At 44.7% G+C, this 26997-nt stretch carries 26 protein-coding genes; 21 read left to right on the top strand and 5 right to left on the bottom strand.

All coding sequences use genetic code 11. The features are described from left to right. Positions 1 to 185 precede the first annotated feature (185 nt). On the top strand, positions 186 to 698 hold the full coding sequence (locus tag NOG12_RS03340; RefSeq protein ID WP_313932413.1) for an alpha/beta hydrolase: 513 nt from the start codon (positions 186 to 188) through the stop codon (positions 696 to 698). A 52-nt stretch (positions 699 to 750) separates the two neighbouring features. Here NOG12_RS03340 and NOG12_RS03335 read toward each other — a convergent pair whose 3' ends face one another. Beyond that, positions 751 to 1647, bottom strand: a complete 897-nt coding sequence (locus tag NOG12_RS03335; RefSeq protein WP_228759562.1) for an MBL fold metallo-hydrolase — start codon at positions 1645 to 1647, stop codon at positions 751 to 753. A gap of 97 nt (positions 1648 to 1744) precedes the next feature. On the opposite strand from NOG12_RS03335, the gene NOG12_RS03330 reads away from it, so the two are divergent. Next, on the top strand, positions 1745 to 2698 hold the full coding sequence (locus NOG12_RS03330; protein ID WP_313932412.1) for a GlxA family transcriptional regulator: 954 nt from the start codon (positions 1745 to 1747) through the stop codon (positions 2696 to 2698). Here NOG12_RS03330 and NOG12_RS03325 read toward each other — a convergent pair. Further along, complete coding sequence (locus tag NOG12_RS03325; protein WP_228759563.1) at positions 2666 to 3013, bottom strand: hexameric tyrosine-coordinated heme protein; 348 nt, start codon at positions 3011 to 3013, stop codon at positions 2666 to 2668. The genes NOG12_RS03330 and NOG12_RS03325 overlap by 33 nt on opposite strands. A 114-nt stretch (positions 3014 to 3127) precedes the next feature. Here NOG12_RS03325 and tehB point away from each other — a divergent pair, with 114 nt between their 5' ends. From tehB to NOG12_RS03310, 3 genes are all read left to right on the top strand, one after another. Continuing rightward, positions 3128 to 3697, top strand: coding sequence for a tellurite resistance methyltransferase TehB (gene tehB, locus NOG12_RS03320; protein ID WP_153827108.1), 570 nt, complete (start codon positions 3128 to 3130; stop codon positions 3695 to 3697). Positions 3698 to 3801: 104 nt separating this feature from the next. Beyond that, positions 3802 to 4089 carry a CopG family ribbon-helix-helix protein gene (locus NOG12_RS03315; RefSeq protein ID WP_110076941.1) on the top strand — a complete coding sequence of 96 codons (288 nt, stop codon included), beginning with the start codon at positions 3802 to 3804 and terminating at the stop codon, positions 4087 to 4089. 23 nt (positions 4090 to 4112) lie between these two features. Continuing rightward, positions 4113 to 4358: a type II toxin-antitoxin system RelE/ParE family toxin gene (locus NOG12_RS03310; protein ID WP_257119983.1), complete on the top strand. Its 246-nt coding sequence runs from the start codon at positions 4113 to 4115 to the stop codon at positions 4356 to 4358. 581 nt (positions 4359 to 4939) lie between these two features. Here NOG12_RS03310 and NOG12_RS03305 read toward each other — a convergent pair. Next, positions 4940 to 5650 (bottom strand): hypothetical protein, encoded by a 711-nt coding sequence (locus NOG12_RS03305; RefSeq protein ID WP_313932411.1) that lies wholly within the window; start codon positions 5648 to 5650, stop codon positions 4940 to 4942. A 108-nt stretch (positions 5651 to 5758) separates the two neighbouring features. Further along, positions 5759 to 6190, bottom strand: a complete 432-nt coding sequence (locus NOG12_RS03300; RefSeq protein WP_092841881.1) for a hypothetical protein — start codon at positions 6188 to 6190, stop codon at positions 5759 to 5761. 120 nt (positions 6191 to 6310) lie between these two features. Here NOG12_RS03300 and NOG12_RS03295 point away from each other — a divergent pair, with 120 nt between their 5' ends. From NOG12_RS03295 to NOG12_RS03220, 16 genes are all read left to right on the top strand, one after another. Next, on the top strand, positions 6311 to 6694 hold the full coding sequence (locus tag NOG12_RS03295; RefSeq protein ID WP_126801850.1) for a hypothetical protein: 384 nt from the start codon (positions 6311 to 6313) through the stop codon (positions 6692 to 6694). Between the two features lie 320 nt (positions 6695 to 7014). Then, complete coding sequence (locus tag NOG12_RS03290) at positions 7015 to 7482, top strand: GIY-YIG nuclease family protein (protein ID WP_313932410.1); 468 nt, start codon at positions 7015 to 7017, stop codon at positions 7480 to 7482. A gap of 491 nt (positions 7483 to 7973) precedes the next feature. Further along, the gene (locus NOG12_RS03285; RefSeq protein WP_228759564.1) at positions 7974 to 8405 is read left to right on the top strand and encodes a potassium channel family protein; all 432 of its coding nucleotides are present in this window, start codon (positions 7974 to 7976) and stop codon (positions 8403 to 8405) included. Positions 8406 to 9434: 1029 nt separating this feature from the next. After that, on the top strand, positions 9435 to 10238 hold the full coding sequence (locus tag NOG12_RS03280) for a GIY-YIG nuclease family protein (RefSeq protein ID WP_092842175.1): 804 nt from the start codon (positions 9435 to 9437) through the stop codon (positions 10236 to 10238). A gap of 229 nt (positions 10239 to 10467) precedes the next feature. Then, entirely contained in the window at positions 10468 to 10884 is a 417-nt protein-coding gene (locus tag NOG12_RS03275; protein ID WP_153827111.1) for a hypothetical protein, read from the top strand. 95 nt (positions 10885 to 10979) lie between these two features. Further along, complete coding sequence (locus tag NOG12_RS03270) at positions 10980 to 11330, top strand: hypothetical protein (RefSeq protein WP_153827112.1); 351 nt, start codon at positions 10980 to 10982, stop codon at positions 11328 to 11330. Positions 11331 to 11332: 2 nt separating this feature from the next. Beyond that, entirely contained in the window at positions 11333 to 11794 is a 462-nt protein-coding gene (locus tag NOG12_RS03265) for a hypothetical protein (RefSeq protein ID WP_153827113.1), read from the top strand. A 130-nt stretch (positions 11795 to 11924) separates the two neighbouring features. After that, positions 11925 to 13118 carry a hypothetical protein gene (locus tag NOG12_RS03260; RefSeq protein WP_313932409.1) on the top strand — a complete coding sequence of 398 codons (1194 nt, stop codon included), beginning with the start codon at positions 11925 to 11927 and terminating at the stop codon, positions 13116 to 13118. Positions 13119 to 13402: 284 nt separating this feature from the next. Continuing rightward, positions 13403 to 14326, top strand: coding sequence for a WYL domain-containing protein (locus NOG12_RS03255; RefSeq protein WP_313932408.1), 924 nt, complete (start codon positions 13403 to 13405; stop codon positions 14324 to 14326). A 111-nt stretch (positions 14327 to 14437) separates the two neighbouring features. Beyond that, positions 14438 to 16888, top strand: coding sequence for a type I restriction-modification system subunit M (locus NOG12_RS03250; protein WP_313932407.1), 2451 nt, complete (start codon positions 14438 to 14440; stop codon positions 16886 to 16888). Continuing rightward, positions 16888 to 18213, top strand: coding sequence for a restriction endonuclease subunit S (locus NOG12_RS03245; protein WP_313932406.1), 1326 nt, complete (start codon positions 16888 to 16890; stop codon positions 18211 to 18213). The genes NOG12_RS03250 and NOG12_RS03245 overlap by 1 nt, the downstream gene beginning before the upstream one ends. Before the next feature lie 9 nt (positions 18214 to 18222). Further along, positions 18223 to 19380 carry a DUF4268 domain-containing protein gene (locus NOG12_RS03240; RefSeq protein WP_313932405.1) on the top strand — a complete coding sequence of 386 codons (1158 nt, stop codon included), beginning with the start codon at positions 18223 to 18225 and terminating at the stop codon, positions 19378 to 19380. Then, complete coding sequence (locus NOG12_RS03235) at positions 19377 to 20747, top strand: DUF262 domain-containing protein (RefSeq protein ID WP_313932403.1); 1371 nt, start codon at positions 19377 to 19379, stop codon at positions 20745 to 20747. The genes NOG12_RS03240 and NOG12_RS03235 overlap by 4 nt, the downstream gene beginning before the upstream one ends. Further along, positions 20744 to 22744 (top strand): DUF262 domain-containing protein, encoded by a 2001-nt coding sequence (locus tag NOG12_RS03230; protein ID WP_313932402.1) that lies wholly within the window; start codon positions 20744 to 20746, stop codon positions 22742 to 22744. Before NOG12_RS03235 ends, NOG12_RS03230 begins: the two co-directional genes overlap by 4 nt. A gap of 168 nt (positions 22745 to 22912) precedes the next feature. Continuing rightward, on the top strand, positions 22913 to 25939 hold the full coding sequence (locus tag NOG12_RS03225; RefSeq protein ID WP_313932401.1) for a type I restriction endonuclease subunit R: 3027 nt from the start codon (positions 22913 to 22915) through the stop codon (positions 25937 to 25939). A gap of 102 nt (positions 25940 to 26041) precedes the next feature. Then, on the top strand, positions 26042 to 26485 hold the full coding sequence (locus NOG12_RS03220) for a hypothetical protein (RefSeq protein WP_313932400.1): 444 nt from the start codon (positions 26042 to 26044) through the stop codon (positions 26483 to 26485). A 94-nt stretch (positions 26486 to 26579) separates the two neighbouring features. Here NOG12_RS03220 and NOG12_RS03215 read toward each other — a convergent pair whose 3' ends face one another. Continuing rightward, a complete protein-coding gene (locus NOG12_RS03215) occupies positions 26580 to 26705 on the bottom strand; it encodes a hypothetical protein (RefSeq protein WP_313932399.1) in 126 nt (41 codons plus the stop codon). Positions 26706 to 26997: the final 292 nt, after the last annotated feature.

Genomic DNA, 26997 nt, shown 5'->3' with positions numbered 1-26997 from the left:
AGCCTCGCCCGTGGCGCTTTAGCGCTTAGGGCGGGGAGCAGTCACTTTGGGAACCTTTGTTTAAAGGTTAATCTCTGTCATTATTTGCCACTGCAATCGCTTGATAGTGCAGGGCGATGACTTGCGATGAAGCCGAATGACGTAATGCTTGGCACCACTCAACGATAACTAGATAAGGACTTCTCATGCCAACCAAACCACTCGTGGTATTTAGTCACGGTAAAGAAACCGGCCCTCATGGCTGTAAAATTAGGAAATTACAAGAAATTGCCGAAGCGCAGGGCGCACAGACAATCAGCGTGGATTATACCTCAACGTATGATCCCACCGAGCGCGTGAACATTCTGCTGAATACCAAGCTGCCAGAACACAACGGCCTGATTTTAGTAGGCTCCAGTATGGGTGGTTACGTCAGCACCACGGCATCAGCACATTTAAAACCCGATGGCTTATTACTTATGGCGCCGGCGTTTGGCTTACCCGATTACCCAAATCATTACCCAGCCCCAGTCGCTAGCCAAGTTGCGGCCGTGCACGGCTGGCATGACGAGGTGGTGCCGGTAGACAATGCTATCACTTGGGCGCAGCGCCATAATGTACGCTTGGTGCTTGTTGACGATAATCATTCGCTGCATAGTGAAGTTCACACTGTCGGCCAGTTGCTTGTGGGTATGTTGCAGCAGTTGAAGGCGCAATAGTCTTACGGATGGAAGTGAAGGCGCCACGGCGTGTCGCAGCGCCTAAGTTTATTTAAAACGATAAGGTTTCACCGTCAGCAGGAATACGAACCGCTGCGCTAATTTCTTGGGTGTCCACAAACTGCTGTAAGTCAGCGCGGCTAACAGTCATGTGGTTCACAGCATCCATATGCACGGCAACAATACTGGCGTTAGGTAGCATTTGATGAACGCGCAAGGTGTCTGATGTACCCATAAGTATAGGTGCTTGTTCAAACCCATTTATCACTGCCGCACCGGTGTTCAGAATGATCACTTCTGGCTGTTCAGCCTTAAGCACTTGCTCAACTTCTGGGCGCCATACGGTGTCGCCAGCTAAGTACACTTGCTTGGCGTTAGGAGCACTAAATAATACGCCCATTACTTCGCCGAGCATTTGCGCAACCGGAGGCACCGCATACACGCTATCTTCGCCATGTTGGCCGCCAGTTTTTTGTAGGGTAACACCGGCAAATTCAGCGCTTTGATCTAACACGCGAACGTCGGTAAAGCCTTGGTCCCGTACCGTTTTTGCGTCTGCTTCATTTTGTACAAATAACGGTAATGCTTTTGGTATCACTTGTTGCGCTGCGTCGTCCCAGTGGTCTAAGTGGGTGTGTGTAACGATTACCGCATCAACATTTGCTAAAAGCTGCTCGGTTGGGATGGGTAAGTCAACCAGCGGGTTGCGTAAATGGCTGTTGTAGGTGCCTTCAAAACCAGGGTAGGCGCCTTTTCCCGCTAACATGGGGTCAACTAAGAAGGTAGTTTCGCCATAGGTTATTTTTACGGTGGCGTTGCGAATATGCTGAACGCTTACCTCGGTGGTTGTTGTAGTCGTTTGGTGTTGGGTGGTGTCGCCAACACCGGTGCAAGCAGTTGTGGCGATTAGGGCTGATGCCATAATAAGTGTTTTTAGACTGTGTTTCATGTGTTGCTTCCTTTGAGTGATTGAACGCTAACTATTATGGTTGGTTTTGACTAGGTAAACGATTGACCTAAATGTCATTTAACGAAATAATTGGGCCATGAAAACTATTCCACGCATTGCTTTATTGCTCTACCCCGAAATAACGCCGTTTCATTATTCGGTGCCCTATACCGTGTTCAGTCCAATATTTACTGAGCAGCCTTTGTTCGAATTAAAAGTAGCGGCCGAAGCGCATATTGCCGATACCGCTAACCATGGTTTTCAAGTGGCATCTGATGGTGGGCTTGAACTCATTACTAGTGCGGACATTGTGATTGTGCCGGGCTGGCATGATTTGAATGCTCGACCGAGTACTGAGTTATTGCATGCGTTGCAACAAGCTCACCAACGTGGCGCTTTGGTGGTGGGGTTGTGTTATGGGGCCTATGCGTTGGCCTACGCCGGTTTGCTAGATAATCGCCGCGCTGCAACGCATTGGCTAGCCGAGCAGGATTTCAGGGAGCGCTTTCCGCACGTTAGACTCGATACCAATGCGTTATACATTGAAGATTCGGGGTTGATTACTTCAGCTGGTACTGCGGCGGGGCTTGATTGCTGCTTGTATATTGTTCGCAAATTCTGCGGTGTGCGGGCGGCAAACCGAATTGCGCGCGTGATGGTGGTGCCGCCGCACCGTGAGGGCGGGCAAGCGCAGTATATTGAACAGCCGGTGGCTCATTCAACCAAAGATATCACCATCAACAAGCTATTGGACTACCTGCGTCAGCATCTTGAGCAACCGCATCGTATCGATGAGTTGGCAGAACGCTTGTCGATGAGTCGCCGTACTTTCACGCGTCACTTTCAAAAAGCAACCGGTAAGTCGTTGATCAACTGGCTAAATGATGAGCGCATACAGCGCAGTTGCGAATTGCTAGAAGCCGGCTCGCATTCTATTGAAAGGATTGCGGAGCTTTGTGGTTTTAATAACACCGTGTCGTTTCGCCAGCACTTTCAGCGCCGCCATCAGGTAAGCCCTTCAGTTTGGCGGCGCACCTTTACTGGGCACTAACAACAAGCTCGTTGAACGCCAATAATTATTAGCCGCTGCGATGGTTTGATAGTGCAGGGCGATCACCTGCGATGCCATCATTAAATCTTCTGCATTGTTGGAATATTTATCGCGTTCGCGAAACAACACTTCTTTGTTCGACTGTGTGCTTGTCACCCCTTTGCGAGCCAGTTTGACGGCAAGCTCAAAACCTTGCTGCGGGGTTTCGGTAATTAAACTAGGTAACCACGGCTGCGATTTGTCTTGCGCTTGTACCGGCGTAGCCGCCGCGATCATGAATACACTGAAAAAACTAATAAGTAATAACTGACGCATAGATCGTGCTCCTTGTTAAACATGCATTTATTATGATTGTTAACTCTGAAAGTGCAAGTATAATGCGCGTTATTCGTTATTCGTTATTCGTGAATAGACAGGGCAGGAAATAGAATGTCAGCTGATTTAAATAGCCGTTATGGATTAAACCCACCACATAGTGAAGTTGTTGAAGCCTGTTCGGTGATAGAGCCTTGCAAAGCTCTTGATATGGGTTGCTCTAACGGGCGTAACGCGCTGTTCCTGAGTCAGCTTGGCTTCGATGTCACCGCTGTAGATAGCAACCCCAGTGCCATTGCGATGTTGCAGCAAATTGCAGCCGAAGAGGGCATTGCGAACATTAATTCGCAGGTATACGACATTAACAACGCGCAATTGAGCGATAACTTCGGGTTTATTGCGTGCACAGTAACTTTGATGTTTTTAGACCCAGAGCGTGTTGCGGCAGTGTTAGCTGACATGCAAGAGCATACGTTGCCTGGCGGCTACAACTTAATTGTATGCGCCATGAGCACAGCCGAGTACCCGTGCCCCATGCCGTTTCCGTTCACTTTTGACGAAAGCGAATTACGGGATGCCTACCAAGGTTGGGAGCTAGTTAAATACAATGAAGATCTGGGCACTATGCACAATGGGGCGCGATTGAAGTTTGCGACTATGTTGGCGCGAAAACCAACAAACTAGTTTTTTATCTAAAATCATCCGCTTTATAGGAAAGAATGACTTCAGCTAGACGGAGCAAAGATCGGGTGCTACATTGTACTAATAATGTAACACAAGGGGGTGATATGAGCGATGCAACATTTACGTTCCGCGTTAACGATGAGTTGAAAAGTGAATTTTCAAAAGCCGCACGCTCGCGCGATCGCAGTAGTGCGCAATTGCTACGTGACTTTATGCGTGAGTACGTTCAGCAACAAGAGCGGTTGGCTGAGCACGATAGCTGGTTTAGGGAGCAAGTGAAGCAAGGGCTTGATTCTGCTAACGCTGGGAATTTGGTTCCAGCGGGTGACGTTGAGGCTAAGTTTGCGGCACGCAGAGCGTTAACGCAGCGTAACATCGATAAGCAACGATGATTGTGCAATGGACTCCTTAAGCTATTCGGGATCGTGAGCAAATTTATGACTTTATCGAAAATGATAACCCAGTAGCGGCGCTTCAACTAGATAATCAAGTCTCGTCAAGCGTAGCAAATCTGTCTGAATATCCAGAAATAGGCCGTGAAGGACGGGTTCTTGGAACTCGAGAGCTTGTAGTGCATGCAAACTATATTGTCGTGTACGATTTCAGTAAGGACGCCCTTAGAATTTTACGAATCCTACATGCGGCTATGAAGTGGCCTTAATAATTAAGTAACTCCTACCATGTCAAGGTAGTCTGGGGTAATTTCTGTATTTATACCTTAATGTACGTTGCTTTGCAACCCTTGATATATAAGGCTTTCAGCGATATCGACCCCGAACGCCAGTTAAGATCAATTAAGGTAAATTAGCATGGTCGCGGCAAACTTGGTCACATGGTTTTGGCATGAAATCATGCTAATTTGAGTGCTGAAAAAGCATGATTTCATGCTATTTGTATTTTTGGGGTTTGCATAGGTATGCAGATTTGTGGGTTAGTTGCGATCTGTTAGTGCATTGTTGAGTGCTATAATTAGCACCAGTTGACGACATAAAATGGGGGGATTGGTGATGTTCAGTTGGCTACCAAAACCGAGAGCAACTTATAACTCGAACCTGTCAGAATTCGTGCGAAATGCAAAATCGCGTGAGAAGAAGCGTGTGTATGCTCGGGTAATTGATAAAGCCATTGAGGCACAGAACGAAGTCATTGAACGGCAAGAGGCAACGTCATAGTTGCGTGCATGAATTTAATATGAAACGGAGGCGACTGCCTCCGTTTTTTGTTTGTATCGGATGGCGAAAATTAAGCAGCACACACTTTTAACGCAGAAGTAACGCTGCTGCCAGGTAGTGTCACGCCTTGTCGTAAGGTATCTGCTTTGGGGCTGCCAAGCGATTCGTAGTCGAGCTGTAAGCAACCGTTTAGCGCGGTAATTTGCGCTGCGGTAAACACATAAGGCGTTACCGTTTTGACAATTTGTGCGCGGCGTTGCTCAGGCAGTGTAAATGAGACATTGGATGGATGTGGATTCAATTCACCTGAGTGCACTTGGGTGTAGATATCGTCGGTGAGCTCCCAAGCCTCCCATTGCTCGCAAATAATATCGGGATTTAGGCCCGCAAGTTCGTGAGAGTAGGTGGCATCCCAGTCAAAATGATAATGCTTGGTGCCGTTGAGCGATGTCTTGATGGTATCCGGCTCCATGTAAAGCTTGTACCAAATATCTAAGCAGACATCGCTGTCTTGGAGCGCCTGAGGTATAAGCTGCATGCCAGGTGCAAGAGCAGCAAGTGCAGACAGGTATAAACGGTAGCCATAACACTTTTTCTCGGTAGCAGTCGCAAGGGCTTCGATTTGAGCGTATTTGTCATCGCGTAGCTCGAACAGAAGCGCGCCTAAAATTTGCTGGTGGTTGTCGACCAACGCAATCAGTTGATGCTGCATATCAAACAGGCATTGGACATTGTCAGCATTAGCGAATGCCTTATCGAATACGGTTTTTGAGTAGTGCATAGTTGTGGCTCCTTGGTGATTAAAATAACTTATGCAGAACCACGCTAGCATGTTTCGATATTGGCGCTACTGATTGGCAGGGCCAAAAAGTAGGGCGCTGCAGGGCGGTTAATCAAATGGGCTATGTGAGTCAAATGAGCTGAATGAGTCATTATTGATACTGCTATTGAAGATGCCGTCATCACTCAATCTGTGCGTGAACATGTCGTCATGAAACCCTGACTGAACATTTACTGGATTGAAGGGCGAGAGTAGGTTGGCTGGGTCGAGTAAGTCGTGATGCATCACTGAGTGATGACTGAAACGGTGGTTTCTCCAATAAGAGTGGCAAAGGTGCGGTGTTGGCTCATCATCACAATCGTATAACCTCAGGATATCCGAGCTTAAGAGGCGTGTGGTCGTACCGTTAAGCTGGTCACCAGTTTTTTTGATAGGTACAGGAGCGAGCAGGTCCGGCGAGCGTTTTGCAGCAACGTCGCCTTTGCCAATTAGATAGCCAATAACCATGATAACAAACGCAACCGTGATCATAATCCCCATGTGATTTCTCCAATCGATACTCAGTAAATTTAGTCTTAGAAATTGATGCTATGGTTAACATGAGTAACATATTTTAAAATTGACGCTACAATCTCGCAGAAGCTAAGCGGGGGGAATAGAATGAACACTGTATCAACGGAAGAAAACACGAGTTCATTGAGCCAGTGGTTTGTTAATCTTGCTCCAGGTGATTCTTGCGCAAGAATCACCCTTCCGGCATCCAAGGTGCAGCAAGAGTTGCGAGATGGGATTGATGCTTGCGTGATTGACTCGCTACAACATTTCATTCCTTTGACTCTCATTGCTGATGCGCTCGGTTTGACTGAGCGTACAATTAAGTTAAAAGTGGCAAATCAGATAAAGTTGAACGTTTCGCAATCAGACACGTTGCTTTATCTTGTGCGAACATGGTGTAAATTACTGGCTTTTTTTGATGGCCGTCGCGACATATTGCTCATGTGGTTAAACAGTGAGGCGAGAGCGTTAGAGCAAACACAACCTTGACTTTTAATGCAAACAACCTATGGTCGTAATGTACTGCTTAGGTTGATTAATGAAATGCGGTTTGGGGAGATTTGAATAGGCGCCCATTTGGAGTGCCTATTCAATGACTAATAGTTTGGCGGGCTATTAATCGAAACGTACTTAATCCTTGCTCAGTTATTCTTACTAAACAATGACTGAAATGCAAGGGAAGACTCTCGAGTGGCTAAATTAAAAACGACTACTAAAGTCGGGGTTTAGCTGAAGGTCAGCAATGAGCGAAGAACGGACCTCCAATATTCGTGCTAACTTTTGTTTTAAAAATGCTAGGATAATTAAAAATGCATCCAGTTTTTAAAGAGTACATTGATTCACTAGAACCATCTTTCCAACAACTTCTAAATATGAAACAAGTCACGGTTGCAACGTTGCCAAAGGAAATCCCACAGTCCGGTATTTATCTGTTTTCAGAGAATGGTAAACATCTGTACGTTGGCAGAACAAATACAATAAGAAAGCGTTTGCAGAATCATTGTCGGCCAAGTTCAGGACATAATTCAGCTACATTTGCTTTTAGGCTTACGCGAGAAATTACCGGAATCACACAGGCGACATATGTTACCGATGGCTCACGTGCGAATTTAGAGTTAGATGCTACGTTTGGTCCTGAATTTATCAAACAGAAAAAGAGGGTGAGGGAGATGCATGTACGCTACGTTTCCGAACCGGAACCAATGCGACAGGCACTTTTAGAGATGTACGTTTCTGTAAGTTTAGGAACCCCTCACAATAACTTCGATAATCACTAACAAGCCAACAAAGTTAAAGATTAATAGCGTTGTTATCTAACTGCGTTTTTGAACGTTATGGCTAGGGTTATCATGCATTCCTAATTCTGGCTTGCCGGGCTCGAATGAGCGAACAGCGGACCTTCTGACTTTCAGCCTACTCCAACTAGTGACTAGCCGTTCCGTTATTCGTCAGTGTGGGTGTTGCTAGCGGTGCACGGCACATTCACGTCGGCAATATTACGCGTTTTGTTGTTGTGTTGTGTATTTAAGTCGTTTACTGTCAGTGACATAACAAAAAATGAAGGTTGGATATTGTGCGCTCGGTAGAGTGTAACTGAGCATTCTCAAATAGCCTTTGCTAACTCGGGACTTTTCAAGTCAGGAATGCCTGCTTGATCAGTAAGTTAAGAACCGAAAACCGTCAATTGGACGAGTTTCTAAATGCGCACGCACAATATACAAATGTTGGGTGCTAAAGTAGATCACAGTAATTTCTGGGTAAATTTGTAATGCAGTTGCTTCTCGCGTTTGTAATCAATAGTTTGCTTGTCGCCGTAGTGGTCATGGTGCATTACGGCATATTGCACCAGATCGTTAAAATCCTACCACGTTTTACTTTCGCTCATAGCCTACGGATAGTTTTCGGAGTCTTTGGCGCCTTGATTGCTCATGTTATAGAAATATGGATTTTTGCTTTAGGTTACTATTTTAAATCTCAAGGTTCGGGTTGGGGTAGTTTAGAAGGCAATTTTGATGGTACGTTGTTGGACTGCGTATATTTTTCGTTTACGGTTTACACAACAGTCGGCTTTGGTGATATTGAGCCTTTAGGGTATATTCGCTATCTTACAGGCATTGAGTCAATAGCAGGGTTGGTACTTATTACTTGGACAGCTTCGTTTCTCTATCTCGAAATGCAGCGTCACTGGGATCAGCGTTAGTGGTATGCACCCAACAAGGTGCTCAAGCCGAACCTTCACCTACGTTGCGCAGGCTGGTTCGCTTCGCTCATTATATCTCGCCGTGCTACACTCTCGATTCGGCCGGCTTAGCACGGCGTTGGGTGTAAAAAAACATCTTGGTTCTAAATGTGCAGAAGCCTGGCATTATTAATCGTGGTGGTTCGAGGCGAGAACGTTTTTAATAACGGAAGTCAGAGGGCCAAAGCTATCTTTCCTGCAGGTTGGGGAACAGGGTTAACCTAAGTTAGAGCGGCGAATATCGTCGTCGTACCAGTTCACAAGCCGTGTTTATTTTCATTTGCAAAACAGTGGTGTTCCCGCAAAAAACGGTGTTCTATACTTTAGCTGTCCTTGGGGTTTCACATCGCAAGCAGCCTAAAAGCGTGCCAGTCTTTGCAAGGCTAAGTTAGTTCGCTGGAAGTGGGTAGGTTCTAACTGGCAGGCACCCAACAAGACGCTCAAGCTGAACCTTCACCTACGCTCCGCCCAGCGCATGGCTTCGCCATTGTACGCGCTGTGCTACACTCTCGGTTCGGCCGGCTTAGCACGGCGTTGGGTGTAGGTAAAACATTCTAAATTTTGTTTTCTAGTCGTCAGAGTTCAGTGAAGGCTTTGCGCGAACGATATTATTTCTGTGGTCTTTGGTATATCGTTTCCGGCGCGTTTTAAAGGAAGGTTGTCGTTGAAATTCTCGGCTTGAAGAGTTTGAAATGAGGGCGTAGGTTTTTTCAGTGTTAACCATTTTATCAAGCTTTTCTGGTGGTTCGCGTAAGTTGGGCAAGCGGCGCGTACACCCCTTCTTCAATTTGGCCATTGTAGTACATCTTCAAAGTAGGGTAGTTCAGGGCTTCTTGGTGGGGCAGTGGTTCCTAGTGCGCAAAGCACCCAACAAGGTGCTCAAGCCGAACCTTCACCTACGCTCCACACAGCGCATGGCTTCGCCATTGTACGCGCTGTGTTACACTCTCGGTTCGGTCGGCTTAGCACGACGTTATGCCCTAAGGTGTTATGAGTAACTATTACGTCTACGTTTACATTGATCCCAGAAATTTCGAGGAGTTTTACTTTGGAAAAGGTAAAGGCTCCCGTAAACATGCTCACCTGAATGACGACTCGGATAGCGAAAAATCCCGGCGGATAAAGGCCATCAAGAAAGAAGGGTTGGAGCCAATAATCAGGGTTATTGCTCGCAATCTATCTGAGCACGATGCGCTGCTGGTTGAGAAGACGCTACTCTGGAAGTTGGGTAAGCAGTTAACGAATATATCCTCGGGCCATTATGCAGACAATTTCCGTCCGCATGACTCCCTACACAAATACCTTTCGGGGTTCGATTTTCAAAATGGGCTATATTATTACAACGTAGGGGAAGGTGTGCATCGCAACTGGGATGACTACGTTTCCCATGGGTTTATCTCCGCAGGTCAGGCACCAAGATTCCGGGATGCAATGCTAGGTTTGCAGACAGGGGATTTTGTCGCAGCATATCTCAAGCGCCACGGTTTTGTTGGGGTTGGCCAAATTACTCAAAGCGCTCGGCCGGTGCGTGACGTTCTGGTAGGCGGTATCCCACTTTTGCAGCATGAGCTGGTATGCCCAAATATTGCAGAAAACTCGAACGATCTCGATAAGTCGGAGTATGTCGCACTCGTCGACTGGATCAGGACTGTTCCGCGAAACGAGGCAAAGTGGAAATCAAAGAGTGGGCTGTTTACCTCGCAGCTCATCCGAGCCTCGTTGGATGGTCAGCCAGAAACTATAAAGTTTTTGGAACAGGAGTTTGCCGTTGATTTCGCGGAACTTCTGGCATAACAATCGGCTGCACAGCGACCGATTTTCCGCCGCTTTGCGGCTCCAAGCCGGCGCGTGAGCCGGGCGTTATGCATAAGGACTCAGTGTGATACGAAAACTATTTCTGGTTTTAGTAATTGCGTCAATTCCAGCGCTCGCTTGGTCATATGCAAAGCCGTTAAGGTTACTTCTGCCTCATTTAAATGGAGTGACGTGCAACGGCTCAGTGTGCGTGGAGGATACGAGTGGGATGTATCAAGCTATTGAGCTTTATGGCTCTGCGGTAACGAACATCTCTGCAGCTCAACTTCCACTTAGAGCTAGCCCAACGTTTGTTTATTGCTCTACTGCAGAGTGCTACCAGTCGTTTGGTGGAGGAAATGAGCGAGCGATTTCTTATCCGTTTCTCGGTACGGTTATAGCTCCTGAATCGTGGCAGCGCTACATCACTCAGCACGAATTGGTTCATTGGTTCCAATTTTATGAAATTGGCCCTGTTTCGACCATGATGAAACCTGAATGGTTTAGAGAAGGTATGGCGTATGTGTATAGCAACGCACCGGAATCAGACATTCCAGAGCATTACTTGCCAATGATGGTAAAGTACGACGAGTGGCATTCCGATAAATCTTGGTCTGAAATAGTTCAGGACGCAGGAGACCTATAATATGCATAACCAAGCCATCAAGTACGCTCCCTTCGGTCGCCCGACGCTCGCAAGCTCGCGTAAGCTGAAAGAGCAATGATCATAAAGGAAAAGGTATGTCGAATTTCGATCAAAATTTTGAAGCTGCACGTCTTGCCTCGCTGGCCAAACAGCATTCAGACATTGTTAAAGTTACAGGTGAGGTGGTTTTCCGTGCAGAAGATGATGAAGACCGCTTGAGTGGTACATCTTGGACACTTGAAGAGGATATTTTCGATCAGGTTACGGAGTCTGGTTTTAAGCTGCATCTGCTCGAGCTTCTCGATGATTTTATTGCACACCGAGGCCGATGTAATGAGTTGCCGAAAAAAGAAGGGATTGTTCGTTTTGGTGGTGGCGACTTGAGTATTGAATGGTTGCCTGACGGGTCTACCCATTTATCAGATCATTCAGGTGAGGAGCAGTAAGTTTGATTACAAAGCATGACTTGCCATCTCTTGTGAGCAATTTTGAGCGTCTACCGGGCCGAATCAATGAGCTCTCAAAGTCCGCCTTTGAAAGTGTTTATGACACGGAAGCTGCTGCTCAGGCAAAAAACATAATCTATTTTTTCTTGTCCTCAAAACCTGTGCCTCGCCTCAATGGCGAGAGCAACATACTTTACATAGGCCAAACAAAGACCAGTTTCAAGTCCAGATATTTCCGCCACGCAAACCTGCATGCCACGTCAAAGGCTAACTCGTTGAAATTTGATATGATAATAAGAAATTATGGGGCAATAGAGATCGCGTTTTGTGATTATCGTAAGTTTGGCGACACTCTGCTGGGTGCTGAAGGACAATTTTTGTGGTGGTACTTTCAGAATCACGGTGAGTACCCACCAATAAACTACACCAAAACCAAAGTCAGAACAGATGCTGTCAGCGCATAACAAGGCAAAGCATGTCGCACAGCAAAGCTGCGCTGGACTGTCAAAAGCGTCACTTAAATTGCATTCGCAATTACGTGACACTTCTGCCAGCCCATGTTTGCGGCGTTAGGCATCACGCAGAGAGGATTGCATGTCCGAGGGATTGACTGAATCAGAAAAATTTGTGAACTCTATTTGTGAGAGAGCTTTTCTTAATCTTTGGACTCATCCAAATCCGATTGGGAAGAAAGGAAAAGAGCTTTGTGATTGCTTAATTGTCTGCGGAAACCATATCGTTATTATTTCTGTGAAGGATATTAAGTACAAAGACACAGGTGATGAAGCTGGCTGGAAGAGGTGGACTAAAGCAGCAATAGATAAATCGGCTTCTCAAATATGGGGCGCTGAACGATGGCTAGATTCTTCTGTTGAGTTCACCAGGCACGATGGCCGAAAGGTCGAGTTGCCACCAAAAGAGGATCGAATCGTACATCGTGTATCTGTATCACTTGGGGCTCAGCGAAGAATACCCACAAAGTCGGGAGACCTAGGTTATGGAATCGTACATGTTTGCGATGAGTTTAGCCTTGGAGCAATTTTTGGCCTTCTAGATACGATCACGGACTTCGTTGGTTTTCTTTCCGAAGTTGAGGCTTTAATAAACCGGGCCAATATAGTTTTCAGCGGCGGTGGCATTGAAGACTTATTGGCCATCTATTTATTAAACAATCATTCGTTCCCTTACGAAGAAGCTAATTTACTAATAATTGATGATACGGTTTTTCGAGGGTTTATAGACTCTGATGACTACAAAGCGATCCAAGAGTCTTATAAGGATTCATATTTTTGGGACAAGTTGATCGAGCATTTTGTGGGTGATCTCCTTACTGATGGAATGTTTGAATATGGCACAAATCAGGTCACTGATAATCAGCTGGCTCTTGTTCAAATGGCCCTCCAGCCGCGTGGTCACAGAGCAAATCTAGTCGATGCCTTTTCTGAGTTTTTACAGAAGCCTGAGTTAAAAATTGCTGCAAGAGTAGTTTTGGCGCACAAAAACACGGCATTTGTATTCCATCTAGGGCCAAGCAGTGATCGAGAATCCAGGGTTCAAGAGCTAGGCTTAAGGTGCTTGGTTGTAAGAGGTCGCCTTCCCGATGTCCAAATTGTAGTTGGCATATCAAGAGATAAGTTGGGGCCGTCAGAGGTTGGGTACTCTCACGATATTGTTTATGTAGACATCCCAGAATGGAATGATGATTTCGAAGAACAAGTAACTGGAATACAAAAGGAACTCGGTTACTTTGAAAACGCATCCTGGGCTAAGAAACCAGAAAATGCCTAACAACAGCGCCGCTGTCGGCGAAATGCGGCATAAATATTCTATGAGATGACTGTGTTATAAATGGGGTATTTACAATTGGTCTTGCGATGGTTTATTTGGCGAAAGGGCAGAACTCCGAAGAAAAAGAAACGAACGAACGCGAGTAGTTCAATCCGCTAAACCATTCCTCAAACCTTCCTTTGTAAATATTTTGTGATACGATGTGACCTAATAAATTTAATTAGGACAGATTTATTCAGTGCGAAATAAACAAAACAATCGCTCGAACAAGGTCAATCAGCCGCATGATACATAAGGCCCTGACACAAAATCCACAGGCGAAAACAAACAGTTCTGCGCAACTAGCAAAATTGCCGCAGGCAACGCGTGATCGCATTGCTCACATCGACTTCACCTTATTGTTTAAAGGCGAAGCCATACGCGCTGATGTAGTGAATCGTTTTAGCATCACCGCCGCACAAACCACTAAAGACTTCACCTTGTATCGAGAGCTGGCGCCGCACAACATAGAGTATGACCAAAAGCTCAAAGTACATAAGCGTGGCAAGGCGTTTACGCCCTTGTTTGACTATGACGTGGTTAGAACGCTGGCCACTATTAGCCAGGGTTACGGCGACGGTTTTACTGGCGAAGTAAAACCACCGCTAGCTTGTGAAGCGCCTTATCACCTAAACAAGCCCAGTTTATCAATCGTCGCCAAAGTCACCGAGGCCATACACAAAGGCAAAGCCTTAAGCATCACCTATGTGTCGCTATCGAGCGGTGAAACCACACGTGAAATTGTGCCACATACCCTGGTGGATAATGGTTTACGTTGGCACGTTCGTTGCTTCGACCGTAGACGAGCAGAATTCAGAGACTTTGTACTCACCAGAATTAAGTCAGCCGAAGTACTAGAAAACTCAACCTTGCACGAGACAGAACTCGAAACACAAGACCGGCAATGGAACCGTTTTGTCGAATTGCAATTAGTGCCGCACCCCCGAATTAAACATCAAGAAGCCATTGAGCTGGATTACGGCATGGTTAACGGCGTGATGATAATAGAAATAAGGGCCGCAACCGCAGGGTACTTACTTCGACAATGGCATGTCGATTGTTCTACCGAACACGCGTTGAACGGCCTTGAATATCAGCTTTGGCTGCGCAACAGCCAAGCACTCTATGGTGTCACAAACTTAAGCATTGCACCGGGTAGAGCAAGTTAATAGAACGATGTAGCGGCCATATAGGCGTTACATAAAGAACAGAATTTTAAATTTATAGTGAATCTGTTGCACCAGTCTAATGGGCAGCAACAAACACGGAGCAGGAAAAAAATGGATCATAGTGTACACAACAAGCTCATCTCATTTATTTGGAACATTGCCGACGACTGTTTACGGGATGTGTATGTTCGCGGTAAGTACCGCGATGTGATTTTACCTATGGTGGTATTACGGCGTTTAGATACGTTACTAGAGCCAACCAAAGAAGCCGTGCTTGAAGAGGTAAAGTTCCAAAAAGAAGACATGCAAGCCACAGAGCTTGATGATGAGCCATTAAAGGCGGCCAGTGGTTATGTTTTCTACAATACATCGAAATGGACGCTGAAATCCCTGTTCAACACCGCAACGAATAACCAACAGATATTACTCGCCAACTTTGAAGAGTACCTGCTTGGTTTTAGCGATAATGTTAAAGAAATTATTGAATGCTTTAACCTCAAGTCGCAAGTTCGTCACATGGCTTCAAAGCAAGTCCTGCTTGATGTCGTCGAAAAGTTTGTTTCCCCTTACATCAACCTAACTCCTGAAGTGGTCGAAGACCCAGATGGCAATAAGATGCCAGCCCTTACTAACCTGGGTATGGGTTATGTGTTCGAAGAGTTGATCCGTAAGTTCAACGAAGAAAACAACGAAGAAGCGGGCGAACACTTCACGCCACGTGAAGTAATTGAACTGATGACGCACTTGGTGTTTGACCCAGTAAAAGACCAGTTGCCGCTTACCATGACAGTGTATGACCCTGCGTGTGGTAGCGGTGGTATGCTCACTGAATCTCAAAACTTCATTGAAGAGAAATACCCACACGATAGCCGAGATATTTACCTTTACGGCAAAGAGATTAATGACGAGACCTACGCCATTTGTAAATCGGACATGATGATCAAAGGTAACAACCCTGAGAACATCAGAGTAGGCTCAACCTTGTCTACCGATGAGTTCGGCTCTCAAGGTTTGCGCTTTGACTTTATGTTGTCTAATCCGCCATACGGTAAGAGTTGGGCGTCTGAACAGAAGCATATTAAAGATGGTAGTGACGTGATTGACCCACGTTTTAAGGTTAGCCTGAAAGACTATTGGGGAAATCTCGAAGTGGTGGATGCCACGCCACGTTCAAGTGATGGCCAGCTGCTCTTCTTAATGGAAATGGTCAACAAAATGAAAGATCCGAGCGTAAGCCCATTAGGCAGCCGGATTGCCTCTGTTCATAACGGCTCATCACTCTTTACCGGTGATGCGGGCGGTGGCGAAAGCAACATTCGTCGCTTCATCATTGAAAACGACATGCTAGACGCCATCATTCAGTTACCGAATAACCTATTCTATAACACAGGCATTACCACTTACATTTGGGTGTTAAGCAACAAAAAACCTGAAGCACGCAAAGGCAAGGTGCAACTGATTGATGCCAGCTTGCTATACCGTAAGTTGCGTAAGAACTTGGGTAACAAAAACTGCGAATTTGCGCCTGAGCACATCACGGAAATTACCGATACTTACCTCGCGTGTGTGGACGTTGAAAGAGTACTTGATGCAAACAATGATCCTGTTGGCATCGCCAGCAAGGTGTTTAGTAATGACGACTTTGGCTACTACAAAGTCACTATCGAGCGCCCGGATCGCCGCAGAGCTAAGTTTACGCAAGATGCGATAGCACCATTACGTTTTGATAAACAACTTAGTGAAGTGATGGAGCACGTGTACGCAGAATACGGCGAACGTGTTTACGAAAAAAACGGTTATGGTTCTGATCAGAAAAAGAGCTTCTTGAAATCCATTGAGAAAGACATTCTTTCTTGGTGTGAAGATAACGACATCAGTCTCAATGCCAAAGCTAAGGCAAAACTGCTCGATGTGAAACATTGGCTGGCGCTTAAAGCATTGCTTGAAACGGCACAAACGCTGATGGCTGACATCGGTAGCATTGAATTTGATGACTTCAATAACTTTAAAACGCAAGTTGATAAATCACTAAAAGCCCATGCGATTAAGCTTTCAGCACCTGAGAAAAATGCCATCCTGAACGCAGTGAGCTGGTATGACGAAACCGCCAAGAAAGTGGTGAAAAAGATCGTTAAACTAACGGGTGATAAATTAAACGACCTGCTGGAGCGCTATGAGTGTGAAGTCGCTGACCTACCAGATTTTGGTTATTACCCCGTTCCTACAGCAGGAGGCGGTAAAAAAGGTGAGTTCATCACTTATGAAACCAGCTCAGACCTGCGAGACACAGAATCTGTCCCCCTACGTAAAGACGGAGAGCAGCAAAGCATTTACCAGTACTTCCTAGACGAAGTGAAGCCTCATGTTGATGAAGCATGGATAAACATGGATACGGTGAAAATTGGTTATGAAATCAGCTTCAATAAGTATTTCTACCGTCATAAACCACTACGTAGTTTAGATGAGGTCGCAACTGACATCATCAACCTAGAACAAAAAGCCGAAGGTCTCATTGCGCAGATATTAGGTGTGAACGTGGCCGAAGTTCAGGGAGAAGCGTAATGGAACGTTTAGCATTGATGCCGAAATATGACGATTATGTAGATTCTGGGGTTGAATGGTTGGGACGAGTACCTGCCTCTTGGGAATTAACACGATTAGGCACTCGCTTTAATGAGCGTAGATCTAAAGTTTCAGACATTGACTACCCCGCACTCTCCGTAACAAAAAAAGGCGTTCTACCTCAATTGGATAATGCGGCCAAAACAAAAGATGGCGATAACAGAAAGCTAGTAAAAGAGGGTGACTTTGTTATAAATAGCCGCTCTGATCGGAAGGGTTCTAGTGGAGTATCTGACAGAGATGGATCAGTATCGCTTATAAATATAGTGCTTAAACCAAAAGGGATTCATCCAAAGTTTTCTGAGCACCTTTTGAAAAGTCATGCATTTATTGAGGAATACTATCGTGTTGGACGTGGAATTGTCGCAGATTTGTGGACTACTCGATACGATGAAATGCGGACGATTGCTATATCTGTTCCTTCACTAGAAGAACAAACCCGTATCGCCAACTTTCTAGACAAGAAAACCACGCAAATCGACGAAGCGATTGCAATCAAAGAGCAGCAAATTAGCCTGCTGAAAGAGCGTAAGCAGATCATCATACAACAGGCGGTGACCCAAGGGCTTGACCCCAATGTGCCAATGAAAGAATCCGGTGTGGATTGGATTGGTAAGATTCCAGCGCATTGGGATACGTTGAAATTTAAATACTCGATGAGAATAAAAGCCCGATTAGGTTGGAAGGGACTGAAAGCTCACGAATATGTTGAAGAAAGTGACTTTGGTTTTTTATCAACGCCAAACATTAAACACAAGCGAATAAAATATGAAGATGCATATTTCATTACCGAAAGGAGATATTTTGAGTCGCCTGAAATAATGCTCGAAAATGGAGATGTTTTACTTGTAAAGGATGGTTCAACTCTTGGTATTAGCAATGTAGTTGAAGATTTGCCGATGAAGTGCACAGTAAATTCTTCTATAGCAGTACTTAAATTGTTTAATACAGAAGAGGTAAAACCAAAATATCTCGACTATTTCATTAAATCAGAGTCCCTTCAGAGAATAATTTCGATAATGAAAGATGGGATGGGCGTTCCTCACCTCTTTCAGTCTGATATTAAGAATTTCGTTCATCCGTTGCCTCCTATTGGCGAACAATTGGAAATAATTGAACATGTTAAAATGGTAGAGGAATCTCTCGATTCAGTGGTTTTAGATTTAGAAAAGCAAATTGAAAATATCAAAGAATACAAAACCACCCTGATCAACAGCGCCGTGACAGGAAAAATCAAGATCACCCCAGAAATGGTTGAGCAATAGGACGCGATTATGTTCACGGTAAATCATCAAACCAACAGGATTAGTCCAGTTAAGACGAAGAAGTTCAGTGAGTTGGGCTTTACTGAGCGCAAGCATCTTCAGGAATGGTTAGCACACGAGCCTTCCGCACTGGGTGAAGAGCTGTTGATTATTCAAAAGGAGTTTGATGGCTTTGATGATACCCGTGAACGTTTAGATTTACTGGCACTGGATAAAGATGGCAACTTGGTCATTATTGAAAACAAGCTGGACGACAGTGGCCGAGATGTGGTGTGGCAGGCGCTTAAATATGCCTCTTACTGCGCTAGTTTGACCAAAGCGCAAATAGTAGACATCTATCAGCAGTACCTCGACCGATATAAACCTGTCACCGGTGATGTCGATTTGAATAATATGCCACAAAGTGCCTCAAATCGAATTTGCGAGTTTCTTGATGTGCCCGCAATGGACGAGCTAAAGCTGAATTTGGGCAACAGCCAACGTATTATTTTAGTGGCCGCTAACTTCAGAAAAGAGGTGACCAGCACCGCCTTGTGGCTGCTCGGCCAAGGTATAAGTATCGCCTGCTTTAAAATCACACCATACTCGTTAGGTGAGCAATTGCTTATTAATATCGATCAAGTGATTCCTACCCCTGAAGCCAAAGAGCTAATGATTGGCATTAATGCGAAGGAAGCTGAAGAGAAAAACACGGAGGTGGTTCTCAAAACCCGCCACAGTGTAAGGCGAGATTATTGGGAGCAAGCGTTAGCCGCGTTCCAATCCAGCCCCTGCACGCTATACAACAATATCAGCCCAAGCAAGGATCACTGGCTCAACGCTGGTTCAGGTGTAACCGGTTGCCCATTCAGTCTTATTTTTAATCAGAAAGAACTTAGAGTTGAGCTTTGGCTAAGCCGTAACAACGGCGAGGAAAACAAATGGATGTTTGATCAACTCTACCTGCAGAAAGAAACAATCGAGCAAGATTTTGGAGATGAACTCGAGTGGTTGCGCTTGGATGATAAGAAACAGTCGCGTATCCAATTTTCGAAAAAGCTTGATGCATTTAATAAAGAGAACTGGCCCGAAGCAATTGCTTGGTATCTAGAGCATATGACGAGACTTGAGCAAGCCTTACAAAGCCATTTGCAGAGTGTCGCTCAAGCTCTTAAGGATAGAGAATGACTGTAGAAGTACTTACTTGCACTGCAGCAGAAATATTGCGGGGTAATTTGATTCCCGCAGGAGAGCAGGCGGGGATTAAAGGTCAGTTAACAATACCAGAATATCAGCGCCCATATTGTTGGCAAGAACAGCAGTTATCACAGCTGTTGACTGATATTAATGCGCATAATCAGCAAACTCCTGACTTATCCTATTACTTAGGCAGCTTGATACTTCATCACGCAGATGACAAATTGAATATCATTGACGGCCAACAGCGAGTGACAACCCTAGCCATGATAGCTTGTCTTCTCGAGTCGGGAGCTGACATCGAGTTGAGTTTCGCAGCTCCGGAAAGCCAGCAGCAAATCAAACACAATCTCGCTTGGCTAAGAAAACGTATGGATACATTGTCTTCACTCGTTAATTTAGAGCAGTTGGTTTTTACCATAGTCGTCACACAGTCTGAAGACGATGCCTATCTATTCTTCGAAACACAGAATACTGGCGGTGTACGACTTGGTGGACCAGACATAATTAAAGCACATCATCTTCGCGCTATCAGTACAACTCACCAAGAACGATTTGCAAGAACGTGGGAGGGTCTTGGCAAGCTAAACAAAACCGTGGATGCTTTGTTAAAGGGCAGATACTGGCAAGCACTTAACCGTCGTACACTCCCCTCGCATCAACAAACGCAACGAATTCGCGATACTATTGTTAATGAGCTAGCTCAGGAAACAGGAACCGGACCTGATGTTGCTTATGGCCGAATGCGCAGGCAATTAGGCTTATCGGGGGAGGTTTTTATGCAAACTGCGCAACAAGGCTATGATGTGCGTCAGCCTCTCAATGAGGGCATAAATACCATTCATTATTTAGCTTATTTCCAGAGTCTCTATAATCGTTATTGGCAGGTGCCTGATCTCCCTCATTTACAGGAATACCAGAGTTTTATTGAGTGGCTGCAAAATCTAAAAGGTTGTGGGTACCTGCAAAACTTATACGAAGCATGCCTGCTGCTTTATATAAGTGTGTTTGGTGAAGAAAAATTAGAACAGGCAGCTAAGAAGCTTTTTCGCGTTGTGTACTCCCGCCGAGTTAGCAACCAAAAAGCAGTACGAGAAAAGTCTGTTCCTGCTTTCATAAAAGAATATCCAGTCCTAGATTGGATTGCGCAAAGCTATACCCCTCAGCAGTGCTTTGAATTACTGGATAATTTTGAATTAGTAGTTGATAGCAGCAACCTTGCTAAAGACGAAAACAGCACAAAAAAGCGTTTTATTAAAGCTGTTGTAGAGCATTTTCAATTAGACATCCAACCTGAAAACTACGCTGATGAGTTTTCAATAGCACTTACCCTTGCGGTGACTGAGGGGGCGCAATGAAACAATTAACCTCCCATGAAAAAGTGCAAACCGAGTTGTTAACTCTGGAGAAGATTAATAAAAGCAAAATTGGTTTTGTGGTGCCTAGTTATCAGCGCCCTTATGTTTGGAAGGCGGAAGATGCTTTAAAGCTATTGGACGACATTGTTGAGTCTTGCAAAGCTAATGAGCCCCATTATTTCATTGGCAGCTCTTTGTCTGCAAAATACAACGCCACAGACAAATTGATCTATGAACTGATAGATGGGCAGCAGCGCATAACCACCTTAATGCTGATTTCCATCGCTTTTAAAACTGCAAATATTAAATCCGCTCTGGCCCAGGTCTCCATTTTAAACGACGAGCCACGGTTGACGTTTGCAATACGTGAATCAGTGCGAAACTTATTAGGCAGTTACGCAGGTATAAAGAGCTTGACGAAGCCGGGCTATGATTCCATTGAGAGCGACCCGTACCTCAAACACCTGCATGGCAATTTAGACGTTTTAGTACAGCAAATTGAAGCTTTAAGTAAAGGCGATAAGATTGATGTTAATCGTTTAGCCGATTACATTTTCTGCAAAGTGAGCTGGGTAAATAATGTGGTTCCTCGAGCTTTAGACCTAAATCGACTGTTTTCTAGCATGAATACCGCAGGTGTTCAGTTAGAGCCAGTCGACCTTCTTAAGGCAAAGCTGTTCCGTAAAATTTATACGGAAAAGTCTCTTTACAACAAAATTTGGCAAGCCTGCGAACATACGAATAATTATTTTGAGCGCAATCTACGTCAGCTATTCCCCAACGCTAATTGGAACGCTATAGAATTTGAGCATTTAAGGGAATTCTCACCCGCATTTCGGGTTGAAGATGCCGGGCTCGAAGTTAGTCTCCGAGCTCATCGCACTATCAGTGAGCTGCTTGCTGAAGTTGTTGCTGGTGACGAGCCTTCAAATACTGAGGACAAGGAGCCTAAAGACTCAACAGATGATATTAGCGATGAAACCGTCTATTGCCGTTCAATTATCAGTTTTGAACTGCTACTGGTTCATACGCTGAGGATTTTCTACGCTCAACGCGGATGTCCAGATTTAACGCCCAGAATAAAATCTACCAACTTGATGGCTTGTTTTGAATGCTTGCTAACGGAAGATGAGGAGGCGGTTAAAGCATTTTTGCTACTGCTCTGGCAGGTTCGCTTTCAGTTTGATAAATGGGTTGTAAAGTGGGTTGAGCATGATGACAGTATTGACCCTCAGCTGCGGCTAACCTATGTAAACCGTCCGAAATCGAGCAACTCATACTATATTAACCGTTCAGCAGCTGAGCTAAGTGAGCTTGTTCAATTGCAGGCTGTGCTCAATTTTACCGGTGACCGCTCAGCTCATTACTGGCTTACTGCGCTGCTCGCCAGTTTGGTATCGAAGCCTAACCTTAAAGGCCCAGAGGTACTAGCAACATTAGAACAAATTGATAACCAACTTTCTTTAACCTGCGAAACTCAAAAGGTAGCAAGTTTTAGCCTAGCTAAAGATGAATCGCTAGCGCTTCACGACTGGCAGCAATTCGAAAAATATCTTAGCACCCCTCAGGGCACTCGGTTCGAACACTATTGGTTTCAAAAACTCGAATACTTGCTGTGGAAGCAGGGCGACAAAAGTGATGAGCGGTTGAAGCGCTATCGAATTACATCCAAAAACTCGATTGAACACGTTCACCCTCAGCAAGAAGAGTATGGGCGAATACTAGATACCACTTTTCTAGATGCGTTTGGCAATCTGGTGCTATTGAGTCCAGGTGAAAATTCATCTTATAGCAACCAAACTGTAGCGAAGAAAAAAGCCGACTTCGCGAGTAAGCCTCGCTACGACTCGCTCAAACTTAAAGCATTATTTGAATGTTATGAAAAATCAGGAAATAGTTGGATGGAGACTCAAATTATGCAGCACCAACGCGAGATGATTGACGTTCTCAGAACGCATTATTTAATAAAGAGTAAACCAACTAAGCCAGTTGTTTGACTGGTATTTGACTGAGCAGAGAGTTAACTTAAATGGGTTCTAACAAAATCAATAAGTTAAAGTAATATAATTGTTTGACTGTAAAGCTTCGCTCCTTGAATTTCTGAGCATTTATTTTTGACTAGAGAGCAACGCTTCACACGTTTGGAAATTAAGTAGAGGGATATTATGGTTAGTAAAACGAACGAACAAGCGCTAGAGGCGGCAATCGAGAAAAGTCTAACTGGCACTTGTTTAGAGGAACTGAGTGCGGGTGTGCAATTTGCCGAACCTGACTATATCGGTGCGTTTTACAAGATTGGCCAAGCCTCTGACTTTAACAGCCAATATGCTCTCGACGAGCGTTACTTTTGGGCATTTCTCGAAAAAACACAAGAGGCCGAGCTCGAAAAACTAAAGTGCAATAACCCGACCGACTGGCAGCGTAAGCTGCTTGAGCGTTATGACCGTCTTATTAAGAAGCATGGTGTTTTACACTTGCTCAAAAAGGGTTTAAGTGTTGATGATGCGCATTTTAACCTGCTTTACCCAGCACCATTAGCCAGCAGCAGTGAGAAGGTAAAACAGAACTTTAACGAGAACATTTTCAGTTGTACGCGTCAGGTACGGTATTCTCGCGCAAACCCGCTACAAGAGATTGACATGGTGCTGTTCATTAACGGCATTCCTCTGGTTACTTTAGAACTTAAAAATGCCTGGACCGGACAAACAGCCCGCTACCATGGGCAAAAGCAGTACCGTGATGATCGCGATGCGACTCAACCTCTTTTAAACTTCGGCCGTTGCTTGGTTCATATGGCTGTTGATACCGATGAAGTTTATATGACAACAAAGCTCGCCGGTAAAAGTACTTATTTCTTGCCTTTCAATAAAGGTCATAATCTCGGTCAAGGTAACCCTCCAAATCCTACAGGGCACAAAACTGCTTATTTATGGCAAGAAGTATTCACCAAAGAAAGTCTGGCTAACATTATTCAACACTTTGTGCGGCTTGACGGTTCAAGTAAAGATCCACTTGCAAAACGAACGTTATTCTTCCCGCGCTATCACCAGTTGGATGTAGTGCGCAAGTTAGTGCAACACGCGGCCACACATGGCGTTGGACACACTTATTTAATTCAACATTCTGCTGGTTCAGGTAAGTCTAACTCGATTACTTGGGCGGCTTATCAGCTAATTGAGACCTATCCAGCGACATCTGATGTCGCGGGTGGCAAAAGTCTAGAGCAGCCATTGTTTGATTCGGTGATTGTAGTTACTGATAGACGCCTTTTGGATAAGCAGTTGCGGGACAACATTAAAGAATTTTCTGAAGTTAAGAACATTATTGCCCCGGCTAATAAGTCATCTGAGCTGAAACAGGCGCTCGAAAATGGCAAGAAAATCATCATCACGACGATTCAGAAATTTCCTTTCATTATTGATGGTATAGCCGATCTTAGCGACAAGCGCTTTGCGGTGATTATTGATGAAGCGCACAGCTCTCAATCTGGATCAGCGCATGACAATATGAACCGAGCGATGGGCAAGTCTGAAATCGAAGAGGCAGAAGATGCTCAGGATAAAATCCTTCAGGCGATGAAGTCGCGCAAGATGCGCGGGAATGCATCGTACTTGGCATTTACCGCGACACCGAAGAACACCACTCTGGAGAAGTTTGGTCAACGCCAGAACGACGGTTCATTTAAACCTTTCCACCTTTATTCAATGAAGCAGGCTATCGAGGAAGGCTTTATACTTGATGTTTTGAGCAATTACACAACCTATAAGAGCTATTACGAGATAAAGAAATCGATTGCTGAGAACCCAGAGTTCGATACCAAGAAGGCGCAGAAGAAACTTAGAGCCTATGTCGAGCGAAGTCAGCAGACCATTGATACCAAAGCCGAAATTATGCTCGAGCACTTTATCCCTCAAGTTGTAAATGCAAAAAAACTGCGAGGTAAAGGCAAAGGTATGGTAGTGACGCAGAATATCGAGACTGCTATTCGTTACTATCGGGCTATTAAGCGCATCCTCGAAGAGCAAGGTAATCCGTTTAAGGTGCTTGTTGCCTTTTCCGGCACAAAAGAAGTCGACGGTATCGAATATACAGAAGCAGATATAAACGGCTTTGCCGAAACCGATACCAAAGAAATGTTTGATACGGACGAATACCGGTTGCTTGTTGTAGCCAACAAGTACCTGACAGGCTTTGACCAACCGAAGTTGTGCGCAATGTACGTTGATAAAAAGCTCGCAGGTGTGCTTTGTGTTCAAGCACTATCTCGGCTTAATCGCAGCGCGCCAAAATTAGGTAAAAAAACTGAGGATTTGTTTGTTCTCGACTTTTTCAATTCGGTTGATGACATTCAAGCGGGATTCGAGCCGTTCTATACGGCTACGTCATTAACTCAAGCGACAGATATAAACGTACTGCATGAGCTCAAAGACAGCTTGGACGATGTTGGTGTTTATGAATGGAATGAAGTAAACGATTTCGTTACCCGTTACTTCAATGAAGAAGACGCACAAAGCTTAAGCCCAATTATCGACGTTGCTGCCGATCGCTTCAATCAAGAGTTGGAACTTGAACACGATGAAAAGGTTGACTTCAAAATCAAAGCCAAGCAGTTCGTAAAAATATACGGTCAGATGGCTTCAATCATGCCCTACGAAATGGTGACGTGGGAGAAGCTGTTTTGGTTCTTGAAGTTCTTAATACCGAAACTAAAAGTTCAAGACCCAGACGCTAATGCAATTGATGAATTGCTTGAGTCCGTAGATTTAAGCTCCTATGGGTTACAGCGAGTAAAGCTGAATAACTCCATTAAGCTAAGCGATGATGAAACTGAGTTGGACCCGCAGAACCCCAACCCACGCGGTGCGCACGGAAGCGAAAAAGAAACCGATCCGCTAGACGAGATTATCCGCACTTTTAACGAACGTTGGTTCCAAGGCTGGAGCGCCACACCGGAAGAGCAAAGAGTTAAGTTTGTAAACATTGCGGAGAGTATCCGTAATCACCCGGACTTTGAATCTAAATACAAAAATAACCCAGATCCCCATAATAGAGATTTAGCCTTCGAAAAGATGCTCAAGGAAATTATGCTGCAGCGCCGTAAGGATGAACTGGAACTTTACAAGCTGTTTGCTGGTGACTCAGCATTTAAAGCATCGTGGACACAAAGTATGCAGCGAATGGTTGGTATGTAGGTAGGTAGAGAGAAGTGATGGTTTGCTGAAGACAAATTCCGACATATAGCATGAATAGCCGAAGCCGCATCAGGGCCGAATATAGCAAGTGGAACAGTCGTCATGAAGCAGAAAACTAAAAAGCAGCAAGATGCCTTGAATAAGCAAAGAAATAAAGAGTTGAGGTCAGTGCAACTCCTTGATCCTGGTTTTTCATGTCAGGGGATCGTTGGTGAGTTCATCGGTACCTATATTCAATCTGAAGTTTTTGCAAAAAAGCTCCAGACTTATTATCGAACCGATACCGGTAAGTCAGGTAAGGAAGACTTAAATTTAGGAACTTTAAAGGCCGCTATTAAGCATTTTAGATTTTCCGTGTCAGAAGCCGACATATCGGGACTCTTCAAAGGTGGTCCAGGTATACGAGGCAGTAAATCAGCAAGACAATTGCGGAATGGCTATCTTCATGCTTTGTCCGTCGAAGACAAAAAGGAAATTGAAGAGAAAGCTAATACTTTTATTTCAAAGATGAAGCTATTAATTGGTCATGAGTTAGTTGCAAAGTGACGAGGTACTAGAGGTTCGGATTGAGCAACTGGATGCCCAAATACTTGGATAAATCTTATTATGCAAATGTATTTCCTAGAGCCTAATATGATCCTTAGCAACTACTCTTGATGGTTGATTTCCTTCGAGTCATCCGTTTAATCCCCCAAATCCCCAACGCATAAAAAGCGGCAATGCCGGTAACCAAAATAACCAGTGAGATGGTTTGTACTGTGCTCATAGCACCTCCAGCGGATAGCAATTCATGATCTGATTATAGAGGCGTCATAATAATCGGCAACTATTTGTGTAATCCCCCAGTAATTTCGAAGCCACGGTGTAGTACTCGCGAGCCAAGTTAACAGAGGGAACTATTATGACGAATACGTAGGCAACATTGATGCTAATTGCTCCGTTGATAATGATTGTTGGCGGGTTGGCGATGTTTTATTGGTCGAGAAAAAAATAAATAACATCAAGCCAACCATCACGGCTGCAAGTCAATAAAATCAATGGATTTGGAACTTTAAGAA

It is taken from the genome of Pseudidiomarina fusca (assembly GCF_032227045.1).
Taxonomy (GTDB): Bacteria; Pseudomonadota; Gammaproteobacteria; order Enterobacterales; family Alteromonadaceae; genus Pseudidiomarina; species Pseudidiomarina fusca.
The sequence above is the reverse complement of the archived record's forward strand: the minus strand, read 5'-3'. Positions and strand labels throughout refer to the sequence as shown.

Excerpts from the sequence above, each read along its gene's own strand:
- NOG12_RS03340 (WP_313932413.1), top strand. The coding sequence starts at position 186 with ATGCCAACCAAACCACTCGTGGTATTTAGTCACGGTAAAGAAACCGGC.
- NOG12_RS03335 (WP_228759562.1), bottom strand. The coding sequence starts at position 1,647 with ATGAAACACAGTCTAAAAACACTTATTATGGCATCAGCCCTAATCGCC.
- NOG12_RS03330 (WP_313932412.1), top strand. The coding sequence starts at position 1,745 with ATGAAAACTATTCCACGCATTGCTTTATTGCTCTACCCCGAAATAACG.
- NOG12_RS03325 (WP_228759563.1), bottom strand. The coding sequence starts at position 3,013 with ATGCGTCAGTTATTACTTATTAGTTTTTTCAGTGTATTCATGATCGCG.
- tehB (WP_153827108.1), top strand. The coding sequence starts at position 3,128 with ATGTCAGCTGATTTAAATAGCCGTTATGGATTAAACCCACCACATAGT.
- NOG12_RS03315 (WP_110076941.1), top strand. The coding sequence starts at position 3,802 with ATGAGCGATGCAACATTTACGTTCCGCGTTAACGATGAGTTGAAAAGT.
- NOG12_RS03305 (WP_313932411.1), bottom strand. The coding sequence starts at position 5,650 with ATGCACTACTCAAAAACCGTATTCGATAAGGCATTCGCTAATGCTGAC.
- NOG12_RS03300 (WP_092841881.1), bottom strand. The coding sequence starts at position 6,190 with ATGGGGATTATGATCACGGTTGCGTTTGTTATCATGGTTATTGGCTAT.
- NOG12_RS03295 (WP_126801850.1), top strand. The coding sequence starts at position 6,311 with ATGAACACTGTATCAACGGAAGAAAACACGAGTTCATTGAGCCAGTGG.
- NOG12_RS03290 (WP_313932410.1), top strand. The coding sequence starts at position 7,015 with ATGCATCCAGTTTTTAAAGAGTACATTGATTCACTAGAACCATCTTTC.
- NOG12_RS03285 (WP_228759564.1), top strand. The coding sequence starts at position 7,974 with ATGCAGTTGCTTCTCGCGTTTGTAATCAATAGTTTGCTTGTCGCCGTA.
- NOG12_RS03280 (WP_092842175.1), top strand. The coding sequence starts at position 9,435 with ATGAGTAACTATTACGTCTACGTTTACATTGATCCCAGAAATTTCGAG.
- NOG12_RS03275 (WP_153827111.1), top strand. The coding sequence starts at position 10,468 with ATGTATCAAGCTATTGAGCTTTATGGCTCTGCGGTAACGAACATCTCT.
- NOG12_RS03270 (WP_153827112.1), top strand. The coding sequence starts at position 10,980 with ATGTCGAATTTCGATCAAAATTTTGAAGCTGCACGTCTTGCCTCGCTG.
- NOG12_RS03260 (WP_313932409.1), top strand. The coding sequence starts at position 11,925 with ATGTCCGAGGGATTGACTGAATCAGAAAAATTTGTGAACTCTATTTGT.
- NOG12_RS03255 (WP_313932408.1), top strand. The coding sequence starts at position 13,403 with ATGATACATAAGGCCCTGACACAAAATCCACAGGCGAAAACAAACAGT.
- NOG12_RS03250 (WP_313932407.1), top strand. The coding sequence starts at position 14,438 with ATGGATCATAGTGTACACAACAAGCTCATCTCATTTATTTGGAACATT.
- NOG12_RS03245 (WP_313932406.1), top strand. The coding sequence starts at position 16,888 with ATGGAACGTTTAGCATTGATGCCGAAATATGACGATTATGTAGATTCT.
- NOG12_RS03240 (WP_313932405.1), top strand. The coding sequence starts at position 18,223 with ATGTTCACGGTAAATCATCAAACCAACAGGATTAGTCCAGTTAAGACG.
- NOG12_RS03235 (WP_313932403.1), top strand. The coding sequence starts at position 19,377 with ATGACTGTAGAAGTACTTACTTGCACTGCAGCAGAAATATTGCGGGGT.
- NOG12_RS03230 (WP_313932402.1), top strand. The coding sequence starts at position 20,744 with ATGAAACAATTAACCTCCCATGAAAAAGTGCAAACCGAGTTGTTAACT.
- NOG12_RS03225 (WP_313932401.1), top strand. The coding sequence starts at position 22,913 with ATGGTTAGTAAAACGAACGAACAAGCGCTAGAGGCGGCAATCGAGAAA.
- NOG12_RS03220 (WP_313932400.1), top strand. The coding sequence starts at position 26,042 with ATGAAGCAGAAAACTAAAAAGCAGCAAGATGCCTTGAATAAGCAAAGA.
- NOG12_RS03215 (WP_313932399.1), bottom strand. The coding sequence starts at position 26,705 with ATGAGCACAGTACAAACCATCTCACTGGTTATTTTGGTTACCGGCATT.